This is a genomic window from Acidovorax sp. JHL-9 (assembly GCF_000426205.1).
Taxonomy (GTDB): domain Bacteria; phylum Pseudomonadota; class Gammaproteobacteria; order Burkholderiales; family Burkholderiaceae_C; genus Acidovorax; species Acidovorax soli.
In genome coordinates this window covers 93,229-118,504 of record NZ_AUEX01000011.1, presented here as the reverse complement: position 1 = coordinate 118,504, position 25,276 = coordinate 93,229, and the positions used below count along the sequence as shown (strand labels likewise).

The following is a 25,276-nucleotide window of genomic DNA, read 5'->3' as shown; positions in this document are numbered from 1 at the left end:
CGCGTTTCCAAGCGGGCCAAGCCTTTTTTTACCTCGATTTGTTGCGGTGGCGCACTGTGTGCGGGCCGCAGAGGGCGCTTGTGAATGCCCCCTGCATGCCTCGGATTTCGGCGCTTTCCCGCACGGCGCGACAATCTGCCGTCGCCATGACGGCGACGCGCCTTCCCGCCTTGCAACTTCCCGAAAGCGCAACGATGGCCAGCGCGATGTGGCCGTGCAGACCCAGGGCGTGTGGGTGCGTCCGGGCGACTGGCGCTGCGCAGATGTCGACGGCATCGCTGCCAGCGCCCGGTCACTTGGGGCCTGAATCGACCCGGAGGCCCACGCGCAGCGCCGCGCGCGTGGGCAGGGTGGCCAGCAGCACGCTGGCCAGCGCAATGCCAAAGGCCAGCAACTGCAGGCCCGAAAAGGATTCGCCCAGCACCAGCACACCCACCAGTGCGGCGCTGACGGGCAACATCACGGTGAATATGCCGCTTTGTGCCGCCGGCACGGCCTTCAGGCCTGTCATCCACAGCCACACGGTCCACATGCAGGCCGCCAGTGCATAAAACACCAGGAGCAGCCAGGTGCTCCAGCCCACCGCTGCAAAATCGAATCCCCAGGCCATGTAAAGGCCCAGCGGGGTGGACAGCGCAAACCCCCACAGGTTGATCAGCGAGGTGATGCGTTTGGGGCCGAGCGCCCCCGTGAGTTTCTTGCCGATGACCGAATACGCCGCTTCGCAAACCACGGCGCCTACCAGCAGCAATTGCCCGAGCCAGACAAGGCTGGGGGTGTTTTTTCCTTCCAGTGCATGTCCTGCAACCGTTGAGTGCTCTGATTTTGACAGTGATAAAAGCGCAACACCCGCCACGGCACAGGCCACCGCCACCCAGGTGCGCGGCGCCACACGCTCGTGCAGGAACAGCCAGCTCATCACGGCCACAGCCGCTGGAATGGTCGCCATGATCACGCCTGCGGATACGGCACTGGTCAGGCTTACACCGTAGATCATGCAGAGGGTGAACAGGAAATTGCCGAGGAAGGATTCCAGAAACAGCAGCCGCCGTACCTGGGGTGTCAGGGGTGGTTCGTCGGCGGGTTTCTTCAGCCAGTGCACCATGGCCAGCCCACCGATGCCAAAGCGCATCCAGGCCAGCAGAAACACCGGCAAAGCTGCTGCCAGCGGCTTGGACAGTGCCACGTAGCTGCCTACCAGGGCCATGCTCAGTGCCAGACACAGATAGGCGATGGGGCGGCTGGGGGCATTCATGCGTCGTGGCGGCTGGTGAATCAGGACTGCGCATCATGCCCGACGAAACGCCTCCCCGTTCCCGGTCAGAGATGCTGTGTGCCGGGGCGTGTGGGAGGAGGGGGCGGATGCGACGGGCGTCTTTGGAGAAGGTGCGGGTGTTGCCGTGTCTCACGGATGAAACCATGCCGGCCTAGATTGGGGCACCGCCCACTGCGAGGGGGTTGCCGACAGGTTCTCTGAGGTGGCGTGCGATTTATCACGATACAAAATCTTAATTTCACAATTCAAAATTTGAACGAACTGTAGCGCTGCAAATTTTCTCAATATGAGAAAGCAATTTTCATATTGAGAAATATTGTATTCAACTTATTGTTTTTAAAAGGAAAAATTTATATCTTATATAAGACATAAGAGCTTGTATGAGTCTTATAGAAGACTTAAAGTACTTTCCATGGGCTGGCAAATGCAGCCCGGCTTTTTTCAACAACCCCTGGAGTGACCCATGCCCCAATCCTTCAACGAACAACTGAGCCGCGAACAGCAAATTGCCGCCCTGGAAAAAGACTGGGCCCAAAACCCCCGCTGGAAGGGTGTCAAGCGCGGCTATACCGCTGCTGACGTGGTGCGCCTGCGCGGCTCGCAGCCCATTGAGCACACGCTGGCCAAGCGCGGCGCGGAAAAGCTGTGGGAAAAGGTCAACGGCGGTGCCAAGAAGGGCTATGTGAACGCCTTTGGCGCGATCTCCGCCGGCCAGGCCATGCAGCAGGCCAAGGCAGGCCTGGAGGCCGTGTACCTGTCGGGCTGGCAAGTTGCTGCGGACGGCAACACGTCGGAAACCATGTACCCCGACCAGTCGCTGTATGCCTACGACTCGGTGCCTACCATGGTGCGCCGTATCAACAACACCTTCAAGCGCGCCGACGAAATCCAGTGGGGCCGTGGCATCAACCCCGGCGACAAGGAATTCATCGACTACTTCCTGCCCATCGTGGCCGATGCGGAAGCCGGTTTTGGTGGCGTGCTGAACGCCTTCGAATTGATGAAGAACATGATCGCCGCAGGCGCTGCGGGCGTGCACTTCGAAGACCAGCTGGCTGCCGTGAAGAAGTGCGGCCACATGGGTGGCAAGGTGCTGGTGCCCACGCAGGAAGCCTGCGAGAAGCTGATCGCCGCCCGCTTTGCCGCCGACGTGATGGGCGTGCCCACCATCATCCTGGCCCGCACCGACGCGGAAGCCGCCAACCTGATCACCTCGGACCACGACGCCAACGACAAGCCCTTCCTGACTGGCGAGCGCACGCAGGAAGGCTTCTACCGCGTCAAGAACGGCCTGGAGCAAGCCATCAGCCGTGGCATTGCCTACGCTCCCTATGCCGACCTGGTGTGGTGCGAGACCGGCGTGCCCGACATCGGCTTCGCCCGTGAATTCGCCCAGGCCGTGCTGGCCGCCAACCCCGGCAAGCTGCTGTCGTACAACTGCTCGCCATCGTTCAACTGGAAGAAGAACCTCAACGACTCGCAGATCGCCTCTTTCCAGGAAGAGCTGTCGGCCCTGGGTTACAAGTACCAGTTCATCACGCTGGCCGGCATCCACATCAACTGGTACAACAGCTTCCAGTTCGCCCATGCCTATGCACGCGGCGAAGGCATGAAGCACTACGTGAACATGGTGCAAGAGCCCGAGTTCGCTGCTCGCGAAAAGGGTTACACCTTCGTGTCGCACCAGCAGGAAGTGGGCGCAGGCTACTTCGACGACGTGACCACGGTGATCCAGGGCGGTTCTTCCAGCGTGAAGGCGCTGACCGGCTCGACCGAGGAAGAGCAGTTCCATTGAATTGTCCCCGGACCCTGCCCATCGCAGGGTCCACCAGGACTGGAGCCCGGGCTATCCCCGGGCTTTTTTTCGGGCGTCTGCGGCCAGACCCGTATCTGCGGACTGTTGCGCAATCATCGCTCTCGCGGCTGCCGCGCATGCATAGAATGGCCCCGCGTATCCCCGAGGGTGTTTCTTGAAGCAGCAAAGTCCCAAGCATTCGCGCCTGTCGCTGGCGCGTAGACTGCGGTTGCCGCAGTTGGCCGTGTTCGAGAAGGTCGTGGAGATGGGGTCCATCCTCGCTGCCTCGCGCGAGCTGGCCATGACCCAGCCGGCGGTCAGCAAGTCCATTCACGATCTTGAGCAGCAACTGGACGGACTCCTGTTCGTGCGCGGCAAGCGCGGCGTCGTCCTGACGGAGTTCGGCAGCTTGTTCGAGCGGCACACGAAGTCCATGCTGGCCGAGTTGCGCTATCTGGCCGAAGACTTGAATGACTGGCAGTCCGGGGCGTCGGGCCATGTCATCGTGGGCACGCTGATCACGGCCTCGGCCACGCTGCTGCCCGAAGCGATCACGAGGCTCAGGCAAGCTGTTCCCGACGTGGTGGTCACGGTCCGCGTCGGGCCCAATTCGACGCTGTTTCCCGCGCTCGCGCGCGGAGAGCTGGACGTCGTGGTGGGGGTCTTGCCCGGCGACGCCTCCGCGGTGCTGGGCGATGACATCGAGCGCGCGCGGCTGACACATGTGGCCCTCTACGAGGAGGCGCTGTGCATCGTGGTCGGCCGCCAGAATGCGCTGGCCCGCCGGCGCAAGATCCGCCTGGCCGATCTGCACGAGCTCGAGTGGATCGTTCCGACGCAGGACTCCGTCGCCTATCCGTCCGTCAAGGCGCTGTTCGAGAAAGACGGGCTCGGCATGCCGCGGCGCCTCGTCGAGTCCGTGTCGATCCTGACCAACCTGGGGCTGGTGTCGAGTAGCTCGATGGTCGCGCTGATGCCGCTGTCGGCTGCCCAGCGCTTCGCCCAGGCAGGCCTGGTCGCCATTTTGCCGCTGCAGGGACTGAGCCCTTTCAGCGATGTGGGCTACACGGTGCGTTCCGATCGTTCCCCGAGTGCGGCCACCCAACGCTTTCTGACTTCGCTGCGCGAGGTCGGCCAGGAACTTCATCGCCCGCATCGGGCTGCAGCGTCCTGACGGCGTCCGAGCAAGCGGCCCGCACGGCTCATGTATTCCTGATGAGCATATTTATTGCCAAACAATTCATTATTCAAGAATAGATTGGCTGCCTAGACTTCGCCGCATTCCATGTCGGAGTCTGTCGTGACCATCTCCTTTTCCCTTCCTCCTGCGCTGAGTTCGCTGCGCAACTATGTCGACGGCGAGTTCGTCGCTACCGACAAGTGCTTCGACAACGTCAGCCCCTTGCATGGCAAGGTGCTGGCCCCGGTGCACGAAGCCGATGCGGCGCTGGTCGACCGGGCCGTGCAGGCCGCACGCCAGGCGCTGTCGGGCCCCTGGGGCCGGATGAGCGTCGAGGAGCGCGCCAAGATGCTGCACCGCGTGGCCGATGTCATCGAGCGGCGCTTCGACGAGTTCGTCGCTGCCGAGGTGGCCGACACCGGGCGGCCGGTCGAGCAGGCCAGGGCGCTGGATGTCTACCGTGGCGTGGCCAACCTGCGCACCTTCGCCGATCTGGGCAAGGTCGCGCACGGTGACTACTTCGAAACCCGCCTGGCCAGCGGCCAGAACCTGATGAACTACACCGTGCGCAAGCCGCTCGGCGTGATCGCCAGCATCTGCCCGTGGAACCTGCCGCTGCTGTCGATGACCTGGAAGGCCGGACCGGCGCTCATCTGCGGCAACACGATGGTCGTCAAGCCGTCGGAAGAGACGCCTTCCTCGGCGACCCTGCTGGCCGAGGCCTTCCATGAAGCCGGTGTGCCACCCGGTGTCTTCAACCTGGTGCACGGCTTCGGCCCTGGATCCGCCGGCGAGGCGCTGACCCGCCATCCGGGTGTCGATGCCGTCACCTTCACCGGCGAGTCGCGCACCGGTGCGGCGATCATGAAAGCGGTGGCCGACGGTGTGAAGGACATCTCGTTCGAGCTCGGTGGCAAGAACGCTGCCGTGGTGTTCGCCGACGCCGACTTCGACGCCGCGGTGGAGGGCGTCGTGCGCTCCAGCTTCTCGAACTCGGGCCAGGTGTGCCTGTGCTCGGAACGGGTCTACGTCGAGCGGCCGATCTTTGACAAGTTTGTCGCCGCGATGAAGGCCAGGACCGAGGCGCTGAAGGTCGGCTGGCCCGACGAGCCCGGCGTCTTCATGGGCTCGTTGATCTCGCACGAGCACCGCGACAAGGTGCTGTCGTACTGCGCGCTGGCGGTGCAGGAAGGGGCCACGGTGGTGACCGGCGGCGGCGTGCCGACGTTCGGCGACGAGCGCGACAACGGCGCCTTTGTCCAGCCGACCATCTGGACCGGGCTGGCCGACGACGCCCGCTGCGTGCGCGAAGAGGTGTTCGGACCGGTGTGCCACATCGCACCGTTCGACCGTGAAGACGAGGTGATCCGGCGCGTCAACGACACGCCCTACGGCCTAGCGGGCTGTGTGTGGACCACCAACCTGTCGCGTGCGCACCGTGTTTCGCGCCAGTTCCATGTCGGCATCGTCTGGATCAACACCTGGTTCTCGCGCGACCTGCGCACCCCGTTCGGCGGCTCCAAGCTGTCGGGCATCGGGCGTGAGGGCGGGCGCCACTCGCTCGACTTCTATTCCGAGACGACCAACATCTGCGTCGCGATCTGAGGTGCGCCATGCGTGAACTGTTGACCTCCGCGCGGATTCCCGCGCCCCGATTCCGCTACACGCCCTGCGTGAAGAGCGGACCCTTCGGTTTCGTCTCGGGGATGGTGGCGCTCGACCCCGCCACGGGGGCCTTGATCGAGGGCGGCGCCGGTGCACAGACACAGCGCATCTTCGACAACCTACGCCTGGCCCTGCCCGACTACGGCTTCGCGCTCGAGCAGCTGTGCATGGCGCGCGTGTACACGACCTGCTTCGAGCGCTTCGACGAGATCAACCACGCGTGGGAGGCGCAGTTCACCACCGTGGCGCCGCCCGCGCGCACCTCGGTCGGCGTCGGCGCACTGCCGCTCGGCGCACTGGTCGAGATCGAGTTCTGTTTTCACAAGTCATGAGGAGTTTGCAGTGGAGCGTCGTTTGACATCGATTGCCGACCGGCTCTGGCAGGCGAAGCAAACCGGCGAAACCATCGCGCCGGTGCGCGACCTGATCGCGCAACTGGCCGTAGGCGGCGACCTGCTCACGCCGGCCTACCGGGCCCTGCAGGTCAACACGCAGCGGCGCATCGACGGCGGTGCGAGGCTGGTCGGTCGAAAGATCGGCCTGACCTCCGTCGCGGTGCAGCGCCAGCTCGGCGTTGATGCGCTGCCGGCGATCGCGGTGGCCGGCATACGCTGTCATCCGCGGCGGCCGAGGCTCTGCAACCGGGCACCTCTGTGCGATGCCAGATGGGAAGCGGCGCTTCAGCGCCCGGGCGCATCGCCTTCCAGACTCCACGCGCGGCCGTCTGACCACCCTTCATTTCCGACCCCCTTCAAGGAATCCGCATGAACCCGGTATCGATATCTCGCCGCCGTGCCGTCCTGGCCGCCATCCTGGCGACCACCTGGGCCCCCGGCGCATTCGCTCAGGCCTTTCCGAACCGCCCGATCACCTTGGTCGTGCCGGGCCCTGCCGGCGGCACGCCCGACATCGTCGCGCGCCAACTCGGTCAGCAGCTGCTCGGTGATTTGGGGCAACCGCTCATTGTCGACAACCGCGCTGGCGCGAACGGCAACATCGGTGTCGGTGCGGTGGCCAAGGCGTCGCCTGACGGCTATACGTTGCTGATGGGTTTCGCGCAGACCATGGCCATCAACCCGGTGGTGTTCAAGAAACTGCCCTACGACCCGGTGGCCGACTTTGTGCCGATCGCCCGGCTGGTCGAGTTCGAACTGGCGCTAGCGGTTCCGGCCTCGGTGCCGGCAACGAACATGACCGAACTGCTCGCCTGGCTGAAAGCCAACTCGGACAAGGCCTCCTACGGCTCCTTCGGCACCGGGACGCCCTCTCAGTTCGCTGGCGAGATGTTCAACCGCAAGGCCGGGCTGAAGATGGTGCATGTGCCGTACAAGGGATCGGCGCCGCTGGTGAACGAACTCCTTGGCGGGCAGGTGCATCTCGGCTTCGTGGTGCCGCAGGTCGCGCTGCCGCACGTGAAGAGCGGCAAGTTGCGCATCCTGGCCGTGACGGGCGAGCGCCGCAGCGCGAACATGCCTTTGGTTCCGACCATGAAGGAGCTGGGCTTCGAGAGCGTGGTGGCGGGCGGCTGGTATGGCTTGTTCGCTCCCAAGGGAACCCCGGTTGATATCGTCGACCGCATCGGAAAGGCCGTGGGGAGTGCGTTGAGTACGCCGGCGTTGAAAAAATTCCTGATGGATCAGGACCTGAACCCCGCCTACCAGGGGTGGCGTGAGTTCGCTGCCTTCCAGCAGACCGAGATCGCACGCTGGCGCGCGACCGTGGTTCGAACCGATTTCAAGGCCGAAGAGTGATGCCCTCTGCCAGCCGGCCCAACTTCGTCTTCATCATGGCCGATGACCTCGGCTATGCCGACCTGGGCTGCTACGGCGGTCGCGCCCCGATCTCGCCGAACCTCGATCGGATGGCAGCCGAGGGCGTTCGGTTCACCGATGCGTACGCCCATTCGCCCGTCTGTTCGCCGACGCGCTTTGCGCTGATGACGGGTCGCTATCCATACCGGTTGCGCGGCGCCGCGCAAGAACCGTTGACCAGCCGCTTTCGCGGCAGTTCCGAACTCGGCCTGTCACCCGAACATCCGACATTGCCGTCGCTGCTGCGCGACGCCGGCTATCACACCGCGCTGGCCGGCCAATGGCACCTCGGCTTCGCGCCGCACTTCGGGCCGCTGAAGAGCGGCTATGCCTTGAACCCCGGCAAGCAAATCACCCCAAGGAGAAAACCATGAGCATCCCATCCAAGATCATCACGCGAGAAGACGTTGCGATGCTCGACGCCGACGATCCGTTGGCGCGTTGTCGCGATCTCTTCCAGATTCCGGACAGCGTGATCTATCTGGACGGCAACTCGCTCGGTGCGCTGCCCAAATCGGTGCCGCCGCGCATGTCACGGGCGATCGAGCAGGAGTGGGGCGTCGGGCTGATCCGCTCGTGGAATGACGCCGACTGGTACCCGGCGCCGCAGCGCGTCGGCAAGCGCATCGCGCCGCTGATCGGCGCCGCGGCCGACGAGGTCATCGTGGCCGACTCGACCTCGATCAACCTGTTCAAGGTGCTGGTTGCGGCGCTGCGCATGCGCCCTGGGCGTCGGCGCATCGTCGGCGAGCGCGGCAATTTCCCGACCGACGCCTATGTGGCCAGCGGCGTGGCCGAACTGATGGACGCCGAGTTCGTCGCCGTCGAACCCGGGGCTGTGCTCGACGCGATCGACGAGCGCGTGGCGATCGTCTCGTTGACCCATGTGAACTACAAGTCAGGTCGCGTCTACGACATGGCCGAGATCACGCGCCGCGCCCACGCGGTGGGTGCGCTGGTGGTCTGGGACCTGTGCCACACCGCCGGCGCGATGCCGTGCGACTTGAACGGCTGCGACGCCGACTTCGCGGTCGGCTGTGGCTACAAATACCTCAACGGCGGCCCGGGCGCTCCCGCTTTTGTGTTCGTCGCCCAGCGGCACCACGCGGCGCTGCGCCAGCCGCTGACGGGTTGGCACGGCCATGCCCGGCCGTTCGCGTTCGTCGAAGGCTATGAGGCCGCACCGGGCATGGATCGCATGCTGGTCGGCACGGCGCCCCAGATGGGGCTGATTTCGCTCGAGGCAGCGCTCGAAGCCTTCGACGGCGTCGACATGCAGGCGCTGCGCCGCAAAAGCGAGGCCATGACCGACCTGTTCATCCGCCTCGCGGACCAGGAACTGGCCGGCTTCGATTTCGGCCTGGCGACACCGCGCGACGCCACGGTACGCGGCAGCCAGGTATCGCTGACCCATCCGGAAGGCTACGCGATCATGCAGGCGCTGATCGCGCGCGGCGTGATCGGCGACTTCCGCGCGCCGGACATCCTGCGCTTTGGTTTCGCGGTGATGTACCTGAGCTTCGGCGACGTCTGGGATGCGGTCGCAACGCTGAAGGACACCATGGCCAGGAAGGCCTGGATGGCGCCCGAGTTCCGACAGCGCAAGGCAGTCACGTGAGCAGGGGACCTTCGGTCGCAACCCATTCGAACTATCCAACCAGGAGCGGAGACATGTCGTTGAGCGTATTGAAGAAGGTGTTTTTGAGTTTGTGCACCGTCGCGTCGGTACTCGGCACCGCGGCAGCGCAAACCAGTGATCGTGTCAGCGGGCCGGTCAAGCTGCTCGTCGGATTCCCGGCCGGCGGCGCCGGCGACATCATTGCCCGTGTCGTCGCCGACAAGCTGTCGACCTCGCTCGGCGCGACGGTGATCGTCGAGAACAAGCCGGGCGCTGGCGGTCGCATCGCCGCCGAAGTGTTGAAGAACGCGCCGGCCGACGGCAACACGGTGCTGATCACGCCGTTGGCGCCGATGGTCATCGCGCCGCTCACCTTCCGCAAGCTGAGCTATCACCCCGAGGCCGACTTCGTCCCGGTCGCGCAGTTGGTGAAATTCCCGTTGTCGATTGCCACTGGCGCGAACAGCCCTTATAGGACCTTGGCCGAGCTTGTCGCGTGGCTCAAGGCGAATCCGACACGGGCGACCTTCGGCACCTCGGCGGCCGGCAGTCAATTGCACTTCCTCGGTGTGATGCTCGGACAGGCGATCAAGGTGGAGATGACGCATGTGCCATACCAGGGCGGCGCGCCGCTGGTGACCGACCTGATCGGCGGCCAGATTCCGGCCGCGATCGATCAGTTTCCGGTGGAGCTCTACAAGGCAGGGAAGATCCGCCTCCTCGCGACGTCGGGCGCAACGCGGTCGCCGATCACGCCCGATGTGCCCACCTTCAAGGAGCAGGGCTTCCCAGGGGTCGAAGGGGAAGCCTGGTTCGGTGCCTACATGCATGCCAAGACGCCAGCGCCGATCGTGCAGCGCATCAGCGAGGCCCTGGTGAACGCGGTCCGGCAACCGGACGTGAAGGAAAAGCTCGCGTTGGCCGGCCTGGAGGCGACGGGACTGAAGGCGCCGGAGTTCGCCGCGCTGGTGACGGCGGATCGCGCGCGCTGGAAACCGGTGATCGAGGCATCTGGCTTTCGCGGCGACTGAATCGTGCACCATCCAGAGGACCCTATGACATCCGTATCAGACACAGAAGCCACGGTCGTGCCCGGCAAGGCCACCCCGCGCGGGCGCTTCCCGCACGCCAAACGCGCCGGCGACTTCTTGTTCGTCTCCGGCACCAGCTCGCGTCGGCCCGACAACAGCTTCGTCGGCGTTGAAGTCGACGCCATGGGGGTGACGAAGCTCGACATCCGGGCCCAGACGCGCGCCGTCATCGAGAACATCCGCGACATCCTGCAAAGCGCCGGGGCGGACCTGTCCGACCTGGTCGAGACCCAGGTCTTCCTCGTCAACATGAACGACTTTGGCGGCTACAACGAAGTGTGGGCCGAATTCTTCGACTACGACGGGCCGACCCGCACCACGGTCGCGGTACACCAGCTGCCGCATCCGCACCTGCTGATCGAGATCAAGGCGGTGGCCTACAAACCCTCTGACACGAGGCAACCATGAGAGCCAACCGCCGAACCTTCACCATGTCGATGCTGGCCCTGGGCCTCGGCTCTCACGCTTCGGCCGCTCCTGTCTTGATGTCCGAGCTGAACCGCGCGTCGAGCACCGATGTCACACGATGGTCCAACGCCTGGCTGGAGATCGATGCCTCGGTTTTCGAGGAGAACCTTCAGCGAGTGAAAGACCGGCTGAGCGGCCAGACGCAAGTCTGCGTCGTCATGAAAGCCGACGCTTACGGTCATGGCATTTCGCTGCTGATGCCGTCGATCATGAAAATGAAGATTCCCTGCGTCGGCGTCACCAGCAACGAAGAGGGAAGAATGGTCCGCAGCAGCGGCTTCAAAGGGCGGCTGATGAGACTGCGCGCCGCATCGCTGGGCGAAATGGTGGAGGGAATGCGCTATGGATTCGAGGAATTGCTCGGCAATCTGGAGATCGCGCGCCAGTTCTCTCTGGTGATGCAAAAGCGCGAGAAGACCGTTGCTTATCACCTGGCGCTGAATTCCGGCGAAATGAACCGCAACGGGCTGGAACTGGATGACGACCAAGGCAGGCAGCAGGCGCTGGAAATACTCGACATGAAGGGCTTGCGTCCGGTCGGCATCATGACCCACTTTGCCCTGGACGAGAAGGATCGGGTATGGGCCGGAATTGCCGAATTCGAACGGGACGCCCACTGGTTGATCGAGAAGGCCGGATTGCGGCGCAAGAGCATCACGTTGCACGCCGCCAACTCGTCTTTGACCATGGAGGTTCCGCAAACCCATCTCGATATGGTCCGGCCAGGGCGAATCCTCTATGGATACTCTCCCAAAGGCGACTTTAAGAAGGCCATGACGCTGAAGACGCGCGTCGCCAGCGTCAATGTTTATAAGGCCGGCAGCGGCGTCAGCTATGGCCATACGCATAAGCTGCAGCGTGACTCCCGGCTCGCGAACATTCCGGTCGGTTATTCCGATGGTTACCGCCGGGTTTTCGCAAACAAGGCGCAGGTCCTGATCAACGGGCACAGGGTTCCCATTGTCGGCGCCATCACCATGAACACATTCATGGTCGATGTCACTGACTTTCCGGATGTCAGGGCGAACGACGAAGTGGTGCTGTACGGCAGGCAAGGCCGGGAGGAAATAACCCAGGCGGAGCTGCAGGTCATCATGAAAGACCTCCTGGTCGACATGGCCACGCCTTGGGGCAGCACAAACCCCAGAGTACTCGCGCGACGAAACACCCATTGAAATGCGCGTCCGCGCCAAGACCCTCACATTTTCCAAAGGAGTTCACCATGCTCAAATACGGCTACCCCCTCAACTTCCCGCGCTGGCTGGAGGACAACGCGCACTTGCTGAAACCGCCGGTGGGCAATCAGCAGATCTGGAAAGACGGTGACTTCATGGTCACCGTGGTCGGAGGTCCCAACGGCCGCAGCGATTTCCACGACGACCCCGTGGAGGAGTTCTTCTACCAGTTCAGGGGCAATGCCTATCTGCTGCTGTGGGACCGGGGTCGCTACGAACGTGTCGACCTCAAGGAGGGCGACATCTTCCTCATGCCGCCGCACACCCTGCATTCGCCGCAGCGACCCGAGGTCGGCAGCTTGTGCCTGGTGATCGAACGCCAGCGTCCGGCCGGTGCTCTCGACGCGTTTCAGTGGAGCTGTGCGCACTGCGGGCATCTGATCCAGCGCCGCGAGGTGCTGTTGCAGAGCATCGTTGACGACCTGCCGCCGCTGTACGAGCGCTTCTATGCCAGCAGTGAGGAAGAGCGGCGCTGCCCCAGTTGCGGGCAGGTGCATCCAGGTCGCGATTACCGAGCCTGGCACGGCAGTCTCAAAATGCCGGTGAGCGCGTCATGATCGACATGCATTCGCACTTCTTTCCCGCCATCACCCGCGGGGAGGCCCATGCATTCGATGCCGAGCAGGCGCCCTGGCTCGCCGTCGATCCGGGCAGCCCGGCAGGGCAGATCATGGTGGGGGACCGGCCCTTCAGGCCGGTGTACCAGGCCCTGTGGGATCCCGACTTTCGTGTTGCAGAGCTCGACCGGCAAGGGGTGGCGGTCCAGATCGTCTGCGCTACCCCGGTGATGTTCGGTTATGCATGGGAAGCGGAGAAAGCCGCCGACTGGTCCGCCCGCATGAACGATCGGGCGATTCATTTTTGCGCGGCGCATCCGCAACGCCTCAAGGCCTTGGCCCAGGTGCCGCTGCAGGACTTGAAGCTTGCCTGTGCAGAGGCCTCACGTGCCAAGGCTGCGGGCTGCGTGGGCGTGCAGATCGGCAACCACCTCGGCGACAAGGACCTCGACCATGAACAACTGGTTGACTTCCTGATCCACTGCGCCGAGCAATCGATCCCGGTACTGGTGCATCCATGGGACATGATGGGTGGCAACCGCATGAAGAAGTGGATGCTGCCCTGGCTGGTGGCCATGGCGGCCGAGACACAGCTGGGCATGCTGTCGCTGATCCTGTCGGGTGCGATGGAGCGCATCCCGGAGTCGCTGAAGATCTGCTTCGCGCATGGTGGCGGCAGCTTCGCTTTTCTGCTCGGCCGCGCGGACAACGCCTGGAAGCACCGGGACATCGTGCGCAAGGACTGTCCGCGGCCACCGTCGGAGTATGCGCGGCGCTTTCATGTCGACAGCGCAGTGTTCGACCCGGGCGCCTTGCGCCTCCTGGCCGACGTGATGGGGGTCGACCGCGTGATGCTCGGCTCCGACTACCCGTTTCCGCTGGGAGAGCAGGAGCCTGGCGCGCTGGTGCGCTCGTGCCAGTTTTTGGACTGTGAGCAAAAGGGGCGCATTCTGCAGGGAAACGCCAAGGCCTTTTTTCGACTGGATCGCGAGCCGGCTGCAGCAGAGAAGACCTTTCCAGCCTTGCCTTATAATTGAAGCCAGAAAATCCACAAGAACGAGAAAGGCATCCCGGTTATGACACCGCGAACTACCACCGAGAGGTTCACGACCTGCTGAGGGTCGGGTGGTCGCGCATGTACTGAATTGGTCCAGCCTTGAATCGGACCAGAGTTCCCTGAAATGAAGCGCGGCAACCGACCGCGCTTTTTTTATTCTTGTTCCTGAGGTTGCCAATACATGATCCAAGTCACGCTCCCCGACGGCTCCAAACGTGAGTTTCCCGGCCCTGTCACCGTCGGCGAGGTCGCCGCTTCCATCGGCGCCGGGCTGGCCAAGGCCGCCCTGGCTGGCAAGGTCGACGGCAAGGTGGTCGACATCAGTTTCGTCATCGACCACGACGCGCCGCTGTCCATCGTGACGGCCAAGGATGCCGACGGCCTGGAGGTGATTCGCCATTCCACGGCCCACTTGTTGGCCTACGCCGTGAAGGAGCTGTTCCCGGAGGCGCAGGTCACCATCGGCCCGGTCATCGAGAACGGCTTCTACTACGACTTCGCCTACAAGCGCCCCTTCACGCCGGAAGACCTTGTCGCCATTGAAAAGCGCATGACCGCGCTCGCCGCCAAGGATGAGCCCGTGGTGCGGCGCGTGCTGCCGCGCGATGAGGCCGTGGCGTACTTCAAGGGCCTGGGTGAGCACTACAAGGCAGAAATCATTGCCAGCATTCCCAGCAACGAAGATGTGAGCCTTTACCGCGAAGGCAGTTTCGAAGACCTGTGCCGCGGCCCCCATGTGCCCAGCACCGGCAAGCTCAAGTTCTTCAAGCTGATGAAGGTGGCGGGCGCCTACTGGCGCGGCGACCACCGCAACGAGATGCTGCAGCGGGTCTATGGCACGGCCTGGGCCACGAAGGACGAACTGCAGCAGTACCTCACCATGCTGGAAGAGGCCGAAAAGCGCGACCACCGCAAGCTGGGCCGTGAGCTCGACCTGTTCCACATCGACGACCACGCGCCGGGCGTCGTTTTCTGGCACCCCAAGGGCTGGACCGTGTGGCAGGAGGTGGAGCAGTACATGCGCCGCGTCTACCGTGACAACGGCTACCAGGAAGTCAAGGGCCCGCAGCTGCTCGACAAGACCCTGTGGGAAAAGACCGGTCACTGGGACAAATACCGCGACAACATGTTCACGACCGAATCGGAAAAGCGTGAATATGCCCTGAAGCCCATGAACTGCCCGGGCCACATCCTGATCTTCAAGCAGGGCATCAAGAGCTACCGCGACCTGCCGCTGCGCTACGGCGAATTCGGCCAATGCCATCGCAACGAGCCCACGGGCGGGCTGCACGGCATCATGCGTGTGCGCGGCTTCACGCAGGACGACGGGCACATCTTCTGCACCGAAGACCATATCCTGCCCGAGTGCACGGCCTACACGGCTTTGCTGCAGAAGGTCTACAAGGACTTTGGCTTCGAAAACATCATCTACAAGGTGGCCACGCGCCCGGAGGCGCGCATTGGTTCCGACGAAAGCTGGGACAAGGCCGAGCACGCACTGATGGAGAGCCTGCGTGCGTCGGGCTGCGAGTTCGAAATTGCGCCGGGCGATGGTGCCTTCTACGGCCCCAAGATCGAATACACGCTCAAGGATGCGATCGGCCGGCAGTGGCAGTGCGGCACCATGCAGGTGGACTTTTCCATGCCTGAGCGCCTCGACGCCGAATATGTGGGCGAGGACGGTGCGCGCCACCGGCCCGTGATGCTGCACCGCGCCATTGTGGGCAGCCTGGAACGCTTCATCGGCATCCTGATCGAGCAGCATGCGGGCGCGTTGCCGGTGTGGCTGGCGCCGGTGCAGATTGCGGTGCTCAACATCACCGATGCACAGGGCGACTACTGTCGCGAAATTGCCGCGAAACTGCAAAAATCGCTGCCCCATCAAGACCTTAGGGTGGCGCTCGATCTGCGCAACGAGAAGATTACGTATAAAATACGCGAGCATTCGTTGCAAAAGCTGCCTTATATACTCGTCGCTGGTGACAAGGAGAAGGCAGCAGGTGCCGTCGCAGTGCGCGCCCGGGGCAATCGAGACCTCGGTGTGATGTCCGTTGAAGCGTTCGCCAAGCTGATCGCCCAGGACATCGCTTCCAAAGTGTGATTCTGAATGAAAACATGCTCTGGCGTGCGTTCGTTGTGCGGTGTTAGCTACTTATTTCGTAGCATTTTGATTCAAGGAAGATAGCCATCGCTACTGAATTTCGTGATCGCCGCCACCGTGAAGAGCGCAAGCACCGCCTGAACCGTGAAATCATGGCCCCGGAAGTTCGTCTTTCCGGTCCTGACAATGAGCCTTTGGGCGTGGTCAGCCTCATGGAGGCCTTGCGCATGGCCGGTGAATTGGATGTGGATCTGGTGGAAATTGCCGCCACCGCCAATCCTCCGGTGTGTCGCCTCATGGACTACGGCAAGTTCAAGTACCAAGAGCAAAAGCGTGCTGCGGAAGCCAAGGCCAAGCAGACGGTCATCGAGATCAAGGAAGTCAAGTTCCGTCCGGGTACGGACGATGGCGACTACAACATCAAGATGCGCAACATCCGTCGCTTTCTGGCGGATGGTGACAAGTGCAAGATCACGCTGCGGTTCCGTGGCCGTGAAATCACGCACCAGGAATTGGGCTTGGCCTTGCTGAATCGCATCCGCGACGAACTGGCAGATTCCATCATCATCGAGCAGTTTCCCAAGCTGGAAGGCCGCCAGATGATCATGATGATTGCACCGGGCAAGAAGAAGCCTGCAGCCAAGCCGGTGGCAGAAGCTGCTCCGGCGTCCGGCACTTCGGCCTGAACTGGATTGGAGAATTTGAACGCTGCACCCGCAAGGGTGCCGTGTTCAATCAGGTGGTGCTTTGGCACTGCCGCACGAGAGGCGAAAGCCTTTCGATAAAAGTGGCTCGGGGCCAACAAGTTTGCAGATCGGTTTGCAAACGCCTCACGAGCACAACGAAAAGGAGCATTCACATGCCCAAAATGAAGACCAAGAGCAGCGCGAAAAAACGTTTCCGCGTTCGTCCCGGTGGCACCGTCAAGCGCGGTCAAGCCTTCAAGCGTCACATCCTGACCAAGAAGACCACCAAGAACAAGCGCCACCTGCGTGGTGCAGTGAATGTGCATGAGACCAACATGGGCTCGATCGCACAAATGCTGCCCAGCGCTGGCCTTTAATAACTGACGAACAAGGAGTACATACATGCCTCGCGTCAAACGTGGTGTAACGGCCCGTGCCCGTCACAAGAAAGTTCTCGCCCTTGCCAAGGGTTTCCGTGGTCGCCGCGGTAATGTCTTCCGCATCGCCAAACAGGCGGTAATGAAGGCTGGGCAATATGCCTACCGTGACCGCCGCACCAAGAAGCGCGTGTTCCGCCAGTTGTGGATCGCCCGTATCAACGCCGCTGCCCGTGAACTGGGCCTGACCTACAGCCAGTTCGCCAACGGCCTGAAGAAGGCATCCATCGAGATCGACCGCAAGATGCTGGCTGACCTCGCAGTGCACGACAAGGCTGCCTTTGGCAGCATCGTGGAGCAAGTCAAGGCCAAGCTGGCTGCTTGAGTTCACGATGAGCAGCTATCGTTCTGATAGCTGCTTGCGCAATAACAGCAAGGGCTAGGGCTTGTAAAGGCACTAGCCCTTGTTCATTTTCACGAGTCGATAAAGAGTCGATATGAACGAGTTGGATTCCCTGGTCGAGAGCGCGACGCAACTGTTTGCCCAAAGCGCCACTCCCGCTGATCTGGAAAACGCCAAGGCGCAGTTTCTGGGCAAGTCGGGCCGCGTGACCGAGCTCATGAAGGGCATGGCGCAGCTTTCCGTCGAGGAAAAAAAATCTCGCGGCGCAGCCATCAACGTCGCCAAGCAGGCCATCGAGGCGGCCCTCACGGCGCGCCGCCAGGCGCTGGCCGACGCGGAGCTGCAGGTGCAGCTCAAGGCCGAGGCGCTGGATGTGAGCCTGCCGGGCCGCCAGCGCGGGCAGGGCGGGTTGCATCCGGTATCGCTCACGCTCGAACGCATCGAGGGCATCTTCGGCTCCATGGGCTTTGACGTGGCCGAAGGCCCCGAGATCGAGACCGACTGGTTCAATTTCACTGCGCTGAACACGCCTGAGGACCATCCCGCGCGGTCCATGCATGACACCTTTTATGTGGAGGGCGGCGCTCCCGGCGCACCAAACCTGCTGCGCACGCACACCAGTCCGGTGCAGGTGCGCCATGCCGTGCAGCATGTCAAGAAGCACCGTGCACTGCTGGACGCGGGCCAGCCGATGCCCGAGATTCGCGTCATCGTGCCGGGCCGTACCTACCGAGTGGACAGCGATGCCACGCATTCGCCCATGTTCCACCAGTGCGAGGGCCTGTGGATTGGCGAGAACGTGAGCTTCAAGGACCTGAAGGTCATCTTCACGGCCTTCTGCCGCACTTTCTTTGAAAGCGATGACTTGGTGCTGCGCTTTCGGCCCAGCTTCTTCCCGTTCACCGAGCCCAGCGCCGAGATCGATATCCAGTTCCAGTCTGGCCCGCTGGCTGGCCGCTGGCTGGAGGTGGCGGGCTCGGGCCAGGTGCACCCCAATGTGGTGCGCAACATGGGACTCGACCCCGAAAGGTACATCGGTTTCGCCTTTGGCATGGGGCCTGACCGCCTGACGATGCTGCGCTACGGCGTCAACGATCTGCGTTTGTTCTTTGATGGCGACATCCGTTTCCTGTCGCAGTTTCAATAACGCAAAAAGTGAGCTTCCAGCGCTGATATTCATTGGGTTTTAATACATCTTTATATTGAAATCTATTGTTGACAAGCGCAACCAGCTATATTTTTAAGAGCTAACGCCAAAGAATCTCCCTATGCAATTCCCCGAGTCCTGGTTGCGCGAATTCTGCAATCCACCGCTGACCACCCAAGAACTGGCCGACATGCTGACCATGGCCGGCCTGGAGGTCGAAGAGCTGCGTCCCGTCGCGCCGCCGTTCACCCGCATCGTCGTGGGCGAGATCAAGGAGGCCGTGCAGCACCCTGACGCCGACCGCCTGCGCGTGTGCCAGGTGGACGTGGGGCAGGGCGCCTTGCTCAACATCGTGTGTGGTGCGCCCAATGCCCGCGTGGGCATCAAGGTGCCTTGTGCGCTGGTGGGTGCCGAGTTGCCGCCTGGCGACGATGGCAAGCCGTTCCTCATCAAGGTGGGCAAGCTGCGCGGCGTGGAGAGCCAGGGCATGCTGTGCTCGGCACGCGAGCTCAAGCTGTCGGAAGACCACGGCGGCCTGCTGGAGCTGGATGCTTCGGCGCCCGTGGGCCAGGACATCCGAGCGCACCTGAATCTGGATGACACGCTGTTCACCCTCAAGCTCACGCCCAATCTGGCGCATTGCCTGAGCGTCCATGGCATTGCGCGCGAAGTGTCGGCACTTACGGGCACGCCGCTGCAGCAACCGTCGTTCCCTTCTGTGGGCGCGACGCTGTCCGACAGGCTGCCCGTGAAGGTGAGCGCCCCCGATCTGTGCGGCCGCTTCTCGGGCCGCATCGTGCGCAACGTCAATACGCGCGCCGCCACCCCGCAGTGGATGCTGGACCGCCTAGCCCGCTGCGGCCAGCGTGGCGTGTCGCCGCTGGTGGACATTTCCAACTACGTGATGTTCGAGCTGGGCCGCCCCTCGCACATTTTTGACCTGGACAAGATCCATGGTGGCCTTCAAGTCCGCTGGGGCAAGCCGGGCGAGCAGCTCAAGCTGCTCAACGGCAATACCATCACGGTGGATGAGAAGGTGGGCGTGATCGCCGATGATCGCCAGGTCGAATCGCTGGCCGGCATCATGGGTGGCGACGCCACGGCGGTGTCCGACGACACCAAGCATATCTACATCGAGGCCGCCTTCTGGTGGCCCAAGGCGGTGGCAGGGCGCTCGCGCCGCTTCAACTTCTCGACCGATGCCGGTCACCGCTTCGAGCGCGGCGTGGATCCGAGCCTGACGGTGGAGCACATCGAGCGCATCACCCAACTTGTCATTGACATCTGCGGTACGCCCGACACGGCGTGTGGCCCCATGGATGACCTGGCGGTGAATTTGCCGGTGCCCCAGTCCGTCACGCTGCGCGTGGCGCGTGCTGCCAAGGTCATTGGCATGCCGCTCACGCAGGTGCAGTGTGCCGATGCATTGCAGCGCCTGGGGCTGCCCGTGGTGCAGGGCGACGGCAAGCTCACCGTCACGCCGCCGTCGTTCCGTTTCGACATCACGATCGAGGAAGACCTGATCGAGGAAGTGGCGCGCATGGTGGGCTACAACCACCTACCGACCACACCGCCGCTGGCGCCCATCACGCCCAAACTTTCACCGGAGGCCACGCGCAGCCCGTTTGCGGTGCGCCGCTCCCTGGCGGGGCTGGGTTATCAGGAAACGATCAACTTCAGTTTTGTGGAAGAGCGTTGGGAGCTGGAGTTGGCTGGCAATGCACAACCCATCAGGCTGCTCAACCCGATTGCAAGCCACATGAGCGTCATGCGTTCCAGTTTGCTGGGTTCTTTGCTACAGGTTTTGAAATTCAACCTGGACCGCAAGGCCGAGCGTGTGCGCGTGTTCGAGCTGGGACGGGTGTTCCTGCGCGACGCTGGCGTGCGCAACACGGACACCACGGTGGAAGGCTTCCATCAACCCATGCACGTGTCCGGCCTGGCCTATGGCCCGAACGATGCATTGCAATGGGGCCGCAAGGAACAGGCCATCGACTTCTTTGATGTAAAGGGCGATGTGGAGGCCTTGCTGGCGCCGCTGCGCGCCACCTTTGAGCCGGGCACCCATCCCGCCATGCACCCCGGGCGCTGTGCCCGCGTTTTGGTGAATGGGCGCGCCATCGGCTTCGTGGGCGAGCTGCATCCGCAGTGGCGCCAGTCGTGGGATCTGCCCCAGGCGCCGGTGCTGTTCGAGCTGGAGCTGGATGCCGTGCTGCAGCGCGTGGTGCCCCAGTTCAAGGCGGTGGCCAAGCACCAGGCGGTCGAGCGCGATCTGGCCGTGGTCGTGGCCGAGCGGGTGACGCATGCGCAGGTGATGGATGCCATCACGGCGGCCATCCCCGGCGGCATGTTGCGTTCTGCCGTGCTGTTTGACGTGTACCGTCCCAAGCCTTTGCGCGCCGGTGAGACGGCTCCCGCAGGCGGCCTGGCTGCCGGCGAAAAAAGCCTAGCGGTGCGCCTCACGCTGGGACGCGACGAGGCCACACTGACCGAAGCCGAGATCGAGGCTGCGGTGCAAGCGGTGGTGGCCCGATGGGTAGCCGACACTGGTGGACGGTTGCGTGTTTGATCTGGAATCGGGAGCGCCTGCGTGATTGAATTTGCGGTAGACAGTATCGAAACCCCTGCGCTGACCAAGGCGCAGCTGGCCGATCTCCTGTTCGATCAGATCGGGCTGAACAAGCGCGAGTCCAAGGACATGATCGACGCTTTCTTCGACCTCATCGCCCAACGCCTGGTGGATGGCAAGGACGTCAAACTCTCGGGTTTTGGCAATTTCCAGATCCGGACCAAGGCGCCACGGCCAGGGCGCAACCCGCGCACGGGTGAGGCCATCCCCATCCAGGCACGCCGGGTGGTGACTTTCCATGCCAGCAGCAAGCTCAAGGAGCAGATCCAGTCAGCTGCTTCGGTGGCTGGGTGAAGCGTGAACAGCTTGACTCCATTGTTGTTTCATTCTGGCGTTCGCAGCCTGTCTGCAGTACGCTAGCCAGCTTTCCGTCCGAACCAGTACCTATGGGCACCCAGCTTCCTTCGATTCCCGCCAAGCGGTACTTCACGATTGGTGAGGTTGCGGAGTTGTGCGGCGTCAAGCCACATGTCTTGCGCTATTGGGAACAGGAATTCACCCAGCTGCGGCCCATGAAGCGGCGCGGCAACCGCCGGTATTACCAGCACCACGAGGTGCTCATGATCCGGCGCATCCGTGATCTGCTGTACGACCAGGGCTTCACCATCAGCGGGGCGCGCAATCGCTTGCAGGAACCGGTGCCTTTCGCGCACGATGAAGCGCCGCCGCAGGTGCTGGTGCCGGAATCGGTGCACGGTGTCGTGACCGGCGATGCCATGGAAGGCCTGTACGCCGATTCCGCCAGCACCTGGCTCGACAGCCATGGGGTGCGCCAGGAATTATTTGAAATTCGCGCACTTCTTTCCGGGGAGCGATGAATTATCTGTATATAATCTAAGTCTTGTCGGCGTGTAGCGCAGCCTGGTAGCGCACTTGCATGGGGTGCAAGGGGTCGCGAGTTCGAATCCCGCCACGCCGACCATTGATAGCAAAAGCCCAGAGCCGCAAGGTTCTGGGCTTTTTTGCCATGTGCAGGCCGGGGCCCGCGGGTCTTGGCCAGAGCCTGTGCACGATCCCCTGCGAGATGGTGAACAGGCTCTTATCCTCCCCTACCGGAAATCCCATGATCAGTGGACTCGTTGCAGGCAAGCTTTTTGGATCGGTAGAACTGCGCACCGACAAGGCGGGCAAGCCCTTTGCCGTGGCCAAGGTGCTGGCGACCAGTGGCGATGGCGAAACGCTGATCGTGAATGTGATTGGCTTCGAGCCAGCCTTGTGCGCTGCCTTGCAGGCGCTGGGTGAGGGCGAGCCCGTTGCCCTGGCCGGCGGCCTTACGCCCAGGGTATGGACCGACAAGCAGGGCAATACCCGGCCCGCGCTGGATATGGTGGCTCACCGTGTGCTGACGGCTGGCGACGCAGGCGACGGCCGCAGGGCGTGATCGCCTGGAGGCGGCGGGGGAATCGACCGCCGCCACTCATACGGTTTTGCCTTCAAACGTATAACTTCGTTGGTTCGCCTTGCCGTGCTAGAGCACTGTCTGCGGCTTCCCGCCTCGTTATCCGCTTGAATGCAAGACCGTATCCGGCCATGGACCGTCATTCAGGCCGAAAGGGCTTGCAGCAACTCGGTCTCGATCTCGATCTGCCGGGCGTTGCTTTGCAGTTCCGGGCCCTGGATCAGGAAGGTGTCCTCGACGCGTTCGCCCAGTGTGCTCACCTTGGCCAGCTGCACGCTCAGCTGGTGGCGGGCCAGGATGCGGGCCACCAGGTAGAGCAAGCCGGCGCGATCGCTCGCCGAGATGGCCAGCAGCCAGCGCTGTGCTTTTTCGTCCGGGCGCAGCGTGACGCGGGGCGCCACCGGAAAGCTCTTGACGCGGCGTGACACGCGCCGGGCGGCGGGGTCGGGCAGCGGCCCCCCGGTTTCGATGGCGCGCACCAGATCGTTTTCGACCATGTGCGTGAGTTCGCGGTAATGGCCCGGCTGGTTGGAGGCAACGACCTGGAAGGTGTCGAGCGCGTGGCCATTGTTGGCCGTGTGCACGCGCGCATCCAGAATGCTGAATCCCGCACGATCGAAGTAGCCGCAGATGCGGGCAAACAGGTCTGCCTGGTCGGGTGCGTAAACCATGACCTGCAAGCCATCGCCCGCGAGCGACTGGCGTGCGCGCACCACCGGGTGGGCCGCACCCACATGGCGCGACAGGTGGCGGGTGTGCCAGGCGATGTCGGCGGCCTCATGGCGCATGAAGTAGCTGACATCCAGCGTGGCCCACAGCGCCTTGTGGGCCTCGAAGGGCAGGGCATTGAGTGCCAGCAGCACCAGCGCCTCGCGCTTGCGGGCCTCGATTTCGGCCGCCGCGTCGGGTGCGCGTCCGCCCAGGGTGCGCAAGGTGGCGCGGTACAGGTCTTCGAGCAGCTTGCCCTTCCAGGCGTTCCAGACCTTGGGGCTGGTGCCGCGGATGTCGGCCACCGTGAGCAGGTACATGGCTGTCAGCTTGCGCTCGTCACCCACGCGCTGCGCAAAGGCGGCGATCACGTCGGGGTCGCTCAGGTCCTGCTTTTGCGCCACGGTGCTCATGGTGAGGTGCTCGCGCACCAGGAACTCGATGAGCCGGGCGTCTTCCCGGGCCACACCATGCTGGCGGCAAAAGCGGCGCACTTCCGTGGCGCCTACCAGCGAATGGTCGCCACCGCGGCCCTTGCCGATGTCATGGAACAGCGCGGCGATGTACAGGATCCAGGGCTTGTCCCAGCCCGCGGCGAGCTGCGAGCAGAACGGGTATTCATGCGCGTGCTCGGCCATGAAGAAGCGGCGCATGTTGCGCAGCACCATCAGGATGTGCTGGTCCACGGTATAGACGTGGAACAGGTCGTGCTGCATCTGCCCCACGATGCCGCGAAATGCCCACAGGTAGCGCCCCAGCACCGAGGTCTGGTTCATGAGCCGCATGGCATGCGTGATGCCCGAGGGCTGCTGCAGGATGCGCATGAAGGCGGCGCGGTTGACCGGGTCGCGCCGAAAGGCGCCGTCCATCACGCCACGTGCGTTGTACAGCGCGCGCAGCGTGCGCACCGAGAGATCCTTGAGGCCCACGGTGGTCTGGTAGAGCAGGAAGGTCTCCAGGATCGCGTGCGGGTCGCGTTCGTACAGGTCATCGCTGGCCACTTCGATGAGCCCGGCTTTCTCGAAAAAGCGCGCGTTGATCGGCCGTGGTTCGTGGGTCGATGGACTCAGGCGCTCTTCGATGTTGAGCAACAGGATCTGGCTGAGCTGCGACACGGCCTTGGCCGCCCAGTAATAGCGGCGCATCAGGGTTTCACTGGCGCGCATGGGCAGGCGTGTGCCATCGGGCGCTTGCGACCGGTAGCCAAACGATTCGGCCACGGCCGTCTGCAGGTCGAACACCAGCCGGTCCTCGTGCCGGCCGGCGGCGGCGTGCAGGCGGGCGCGGATCAGGCACAGCAGGGCCTCGTTGTGTTCGATCTGGCGCACCTCGAACGCCGTGGCCAGGCCGCTGGCCGCCAGCTCTTTCCAGGTGCTGCCCAGGCCTGCGGCGCGCGCCACCCACAGGATCATCTGCAGGTCGCGCAGCCCTCCGGGTGACTCCTTGCAGTTGGGTTCCAGCGCGTAGGGCGTGTTTTCGTATTTGGTATGCCGCTGGCGCATCTCCAGGGTCTTGGCCACCAGAAAGGCCTGCGCGTCCATCTGGGCGCCGTACTGCTGGCGGAACTGCGCAAACAGGGCCGGGTTGCCGCAGACCAGGCGCGCCTCCAGCAAGGAGGTCTGCACCGTCACATCCAGCGCCGCCTCGGCCAGGCACTCTGCCACCGTACGCACGCTGGAGCCTATTTCCAGGCCCGCATCCCAGCAACTGCCAATGAAGCTTTCGAGCCGGGTGCGCAGCTCGCATCCCGCCTCGGGCGTGCTGCCTTCGGGCAGCAGCACCAGTACATCGACGTCGGAAAAGGGAAAAAGCTGCTCCCGTCCAAAGCCGCCCACCGCCACCAGGGCCAGGTCGGGCGGAAGTTGGGCGCGTTGCCACAAGGTCTGCAGCAAGCCGCCCGCCAGGGTGGAGAGCTTGCGCAGCATCACGCGGATGCCACGGGTCGAGGCGCCTGTGGCCTGCATGCTGGCCAGCAGGGCCGCCTTGTCGAGGCGGTAGGCGTCCCGCAGGGCGTGGATTTCGGTCATGGGCAAGGGAAATGAAGAAAGTGATGGGCCATGACCTGGGCAAGCA

General features: G+C 63.3%; 23 protein-coding genes, 1 tRNA gene and 2 pseudogenes. 24 read left to right on the top strand and 2 right to left on the bottom strand.

Annotation, left to right across the window (positions count from 1 at the left end):
- Nucleotides 1–178 precede the first annotated feature (178 nt).
- Nucleotides 179–307, top strand: a pseudogene (locus K225_RS22155) (ribonuclease); the annotation flags it as partial.
- Here the strand turns inward: K225_RS22155 and K225_RS0109310 are convergent.
- A complete protein-coding gene (locus K225_RS0109310; RefSeq protein ID WP_034712229.1) occupies nt 293–1,255 on the bottom strand; it encodes a DMT family transporter in 963 nt (320 codons plus the stop codon). The pseudogene K225_RS22155 and the gene K225_RS0109310 sit on opposite strands and share 15 nt — an antisense overlap.
- A 484-nt stretch (nt 1,256–1,739) precedes the next feature.
- Between K225_RS0109310 and aceA the strand changes: the two genes are divergently transcribed.
- The 23 genes and pseudogenes from aceA to K225_RS0109195 all read left to right on the top strand — a co-directional run bounded on the left by aceA (nt 1,740) and on the right by K225_RS0109195 (nt 22,477).
- Entirely contained in the window at nt 1,740–3,071 is a 1,332-nt protein-coding gene (aceA, locus tag K225_RS0109305; RefSeq protein ID WP_026436141.1) for an isocitrate lyase, read from the top strand.
- A 175-nt stretch (nt 3,072–3,246) separates the two neighbouring features.
- The gene (locus K225_RS20655; RefSeq protein WP_034712226.1) at nt 3,247–4,245 is read left to right on the top strand and encodes a LysR family transcriptional regulator; all 999 of its coding nucleotides are present in this window, start codon (nt 3,247–3,249) and stop codon (nt 4,243–4,245) included.
- 132 nt (nt 4,246–4,377) lie between these two features.
- Nucleotides 4,378–5,856, top strand: coding sequence for a 2-hydroxymuconic semialdehyde dehydrogenase (locus K225_RS0109295; protein ID WP_026436140.1), 1,479 nt, complete (start codon nt 4,378–4,380; stop codon nt 5,854–5,856).
- Nucleotides 5,857–5,864: 8 nt separating this feature from the next.
- Nucleotides 5,865–6,248: a RidA family protein gene (locus tag K225_RS0109290; RefSeq protein WP_081679640.1), complete on the top strand. Its 384-nt coding sequence runs from the start codon at nt 5,865–5,867 to the stop codon at nt 6,246–6,248.
- Between the two features lie 22 nt (nt 6,249–6,270).
- Nucleotides 6,271–6,684, top strand: a complete 414-nt coding sequence (locus K225_RS0109285) for a hypothetical protein (protein WP_026436138.1) — start codon at nt 6,271–6,273, stop codon at nt 6,682–6,684.
- Complete coding sequence (locus K225_RS0109280) at nt 6,681–7,667, top strand: tripartite tricarboxylate transporter substrate binding protein (protein WP_034712220.1); 987 nt, start codon at nt 6,681–6,683, stop codon at nt 7,665–7,667. Before K225_RS0109285 ends, K225_RS0109280 begins: the two co-directional genes overlap by 4 nt.
- Nucleotides 7,667–8,056 (top strand): annotated as a pseudogene (locus K225_RS0109275) (sulfatase); the annotation flags it as partial. The gene K225_RS0109280 and the pseudogene K225_RS0109275, both read left to right, overlap by 1 nt.
- A gap of 41 nt (nt 8,057–8,097) precedes the next feature.
- Nucleotides 8,098–9,345, top strand: coding sequence for a kynureninase (gene kynU, locus K225_RS0109270; protein ID WP_238323212.1), 1,248 nt, complete (start codon nt 8,098–8,100; stop codon nt 9,343–9,345).
- Between the two features lie 53 nt (nt 9,346–9,398).
- Nucleotides 9,399–10,376, top strand: coding sequence for a Bug family tripartite tricarboxylate transporter substrate binding protein (locus K225_RS0109265; protein WP_026436134.1), 978 nt, complete (start codon nt 9,399–9,401; stop codon nt 10,374–10,376).
- A 24-nt stretch (nt 10,377–10,400) separates the two neighbouring features.
- Nucleotides 10,401–10,844 (top strand): RidA family protein, encoded by a 444-nt coding sequence (locus tag K225_RS0109260; RefSeq protein ID WP_026436133.1) that lies wholly within the window; start codon nt 10,401–10,403, stop codon nt 10,842–10,844.
- Nucleotides 10,841–12,079: an alanine racemase gene (alr, locus tag K225_RS0109255; RefSeq protein ID WP_051248842.1), complete on the top strand. Its 1,239-nt coding sequence runs from the start codon at nt 10,841–10,843 to the stop codon at nt 12,077–12,079. The genes K225_RS0109260 and alr overlap by 4 nt, the downstream gene beginning before the upstream one ends.
- Before the next feature lie 47 nt (nt 12,080–12,126).
- On the top strand, nt 12,127–12,696 hold the full coding sequence (locus K225_RS0109250) for a 3-hydroxyanthranilate 3,4-dioxygenase (RefSeq protein ID WP_026436131.1): 570 nt from the start codon (nt 12,127–12,129) through the stop codon (nt 12,694–12,696).
- Nucleotides 12,693–13,733 carry an amidohydrolase family protein gene (locus K225_RS20650; RefSeq protein WP_051248840.1) on the top strand — a complete coding sequence of 347 codons (1,041 nt, stop codon included), beginning with the start codon at nt 12,693–12,695 and terminating at the stop codon, nt 13,731–13,733. The genes K225_RS0109250 and K225_RS20650 overlap by 4 nt, the downstream gene beginning before the upstream one ends.
- Nucleotides 13,734–13,934: 201 nt before the next feature.
- Nucleotides 13,935–15,854: a threonine--tRNA ligase gene (gene thrS / locus K225_RS0109240; protein ID WP_026436130.1), complete on the top strand. Its 1,920-nt coding sequence runs from the start codon at nt 13,935–13,937 to the stop codon at nt 15,852–15,854.
- Between the two features lie 80 nt (nt 15,855–15,934).
- The gene (infC, locus tag K225_RS0109235; protein ID WP_081679639.1) at nt 15,935–16,540 is read left to right on the top strand and encodes a translation initiation factor IF-3; all 606 of its coding nucleotides are present in this window, start codon (nt 15,935–15,937) and stop codon (nt 16,538–16,540) included.
- Nucleotides 16,541–16,713: 173 nt separating this feature from the next.
- Nucleotides 16,714–16,917 (top strand): 50S ribosomal protein L35, encoded by a 204-nt coding sequence (rpmI, locus tag K225_RS0109230; RefSeq protein WP_005795135.1) that lies wholly within the window; start codon nt 16,714–16,716, stop codon nt 16,915–16,917.
- Between the two features lie 25 nt (nt 16,918–16,942).
- Entirely contained in the window at nt 16,943–17,302 is a 360-nt protein-coding gene (gene rplT / locus K225_RS0109225) for a 50S ribosomal protein L20 (RefSeq protein WP_005795139.1), read from the top strand.
- A gap of 112 nt (nt 17,303–17,414) precedes the next feature.
- Entirely contained in the window at nt 17,415–18,467 is a 1,053-nt protein-coding gene (gene pheS, locus K225_RS0109220) for a phenylalanine--tRNA ligase subunit alpha (RefSeq protein ID WP_026436128.1), read from the top strand.
- A 121-nt stretch (nt 18,468–18,588) separates the two neighbouring features.
- Nucleotides 18,589–21,036 (top strand): phenylalanine--tRNA ligase subunit beta, encoded by a 2,448-nt coding sequence (gene pheT / locus K225_RS0109215; RefSeq protein WP_026436127.1) that lies wholly within the window; start codon nt 18,589–18,591, stop codon nt 21,034–21,036.
- Between the two features lie 21 nt (nt 21,037–21,057).
- Nucleotides 21,058–21,390 carry an integration host factor subunit alpha gene (locus K225_RS0109210; RefSeq protein WP_034712216.1) on the top strand — a complete coding sequence of 111 codons (333 nt, stop codon included), beginning with the start codon at nt 21,058–21,060 and terminating at the stop codon, nt 21,388–21,390.
- A gap of 92 nt (nt 21,391–21,482) precedes the next feature.
- Nucleotides 21,483–21,914: a MerR family transcriptional regulator gene (locus K225_RS0109205; RefSeq protein WP_026436125.1), complete on the top strand. Its 432-nt coding sequence runs from the start codon at nt 21,483–21,485 to the stop codon at nt 21,912–21,914.
- Nucleotides 21,915–21,941: 27 nt separating this feature from the next.
- Nucleotides 21,942–22,018: transfer RNA gene (locus K225_RS0109200), tRNA-Pro, on the top strand.
- Between the two features lie 141 nt (nt 22,019–22,159).
- Nucleotides 22,160–22,477 carry a single-stranded DNA-binding protein gene (locus K225_RS0109195; RefSeq protein WP_026436124.1) on the top strand — a complete coding sequence of 106 codons (318 nt, stop codon included), beginning with the start codon at nt 22,160–22,162 and terminating at the stop codon, nt 22,475–22,477.
- 161 nt (nt 22,478–22,638) lie between these two features.
- On the opposite strand, the gene K225_RS0109190 is transcribed toward K225_RS0109195, so the two are convergent.
- A complete protein-coding gene (locus tag K225_RS0109190) occupies nt 22,639–25,230 on the bottom strand; it encodes a [protein-PII] uridylyltransferase (protein WP_026436123.1) in 2,592 nt (863 codons plus the stop codon).
- Nucleotides 25,231–25,276 lie beyond the last annotated feature (46 nt).

What these genes read in the sequence shown, in the direction of transcription:
- K225_RS0109310 (WP_034712229.1), bottom strand. Translation starts at nt 1,255, where the DNA reads ATGAATGCCCCCAGCCGCCCCATCGCCTATCTGTGTCTGGCACTGAGC.
- aceA (WP_026436141.1), top strand. Translation starts at nt 1,740, where the DNA reads ATGCCCCAATCCTTCAACGAACAACTGAGCCGCGAACAGCAAATTGCC.
- K225_RS0109290 (WP_081679640.1), top strand. Translation starts at nt 5,865, where the DNA reads ATGCGTGAACTGTTGACCTCCGCGCGGATTCCCGCGCCCCGATTCCGC.
- K225_RS0109280 (WP_034712220.1), top strand. Translation starts at nt 6,681, where the DNA reads ATGAACCCGGTATCGATATCTCGCCGCCGTGCCGTCCTGGCCGCCATC.
- kynU (WP_238323212.1), top strand. Translation starts at nt 8,098, where the DNA reads ATGAGCATCCCATCCAAGATCATCACGCGAGAAGACGTTGCGATGCTC.
- K225_RS0109265 (WP_026436134.1), top strand. Translation starts at nt 9,399, where the DNA reads ATGTCGTTGAGCGTATTGAAGAAGGTGTTTTTGAGTTTGTGCACCGTC.
- K225_RS0109260 (WP_026436133.1), top strand. Translation starts at nt 10,401, where the DNA reads ATGACATCCGTATCAGACACAGAAGCCACGGTCGTGCCCGGCAAGGCC.
- alr (WP_051248842.1), top strand. Translation starts at nt 10,841, where the DNA reads ATGAGAGCCAACCGCCGAACCTTCACCATGTCGATGCTGGCCCTGGGC.
- K225_RS0109250 (WP_026436131.1), top strand. Translation starts at nt 12,127, where the DNA reads ATGCTCAAATACGGCTACCCCCTCAACTTCCCGCGCTGGCTGGAGGAC.
- K225_RS20650 (WP_051248840.1), top strand. Translation starts at nt 12,693, where the DNA reads ATGATCGACATGCATTCGCACTTCTTTCCCGCCATCACCCGCGGGGAG.
- thrS (WP_026436130.1), top strand. Translation starts at nt 13,935, where the DNA reads ATGATCCAAGTCACGCTCCCCGACGGCTCCAAACGTGAGTTTCCCGGC.
- rpmI (WP_005795135.1), top strand. Translation starts at nt 16,714, where the DNA reads ATGCCCAAAATGAAGACCAAGAGCAGCGCGAAAAAACGTTTCCGCGTT.
- rplT (WP_005795139.1), top strand. Translation starts at nt 16,943, where the DNA reads ATGCCTCGCGTCAAACGTGGTGTAACGGCCCGTGCCCGTCACAAGAAA.
- pheS (WP_026436128.1), top strand. Translation starts at nt 17,415, where the DNA reads ATGAACGAGTTGGATTCCCTGGTCGAGAGCGCGACGCAACTGTTTGCC.
- pheT (WP_026436127.1), top strand. Translation starts at nt 18,589, where the DNA reads ATGCAATTCCCCGAGTCCTGGTTGCGCGAATTCTGCAATCCACCGCTG.
- K225_RS0109205 (WP_026436125.1), top strand. Translation starts at nt 21,483, where the DNA reads ATGGGCACCCAGCTTCCTTCGATTCCCGCCAAGCGGTACTTCACGATT.
- K225_RS0109195 (WP_026436124.1), top strand. Translation starts at nt 22,160, where the DNA reads ATGATCAGTGGACTCGTTGCAGGCAAGCTTTTTGGATCGGTAGAACTG.
- K225_RS0109190 (WP_026436123.1), bottom strand. Translation starts at nt 25,230, where the DNA reads ATGACCGAAATCCACGCCCTGCGGGACGCCTACCGCCTCGACAAGGCG.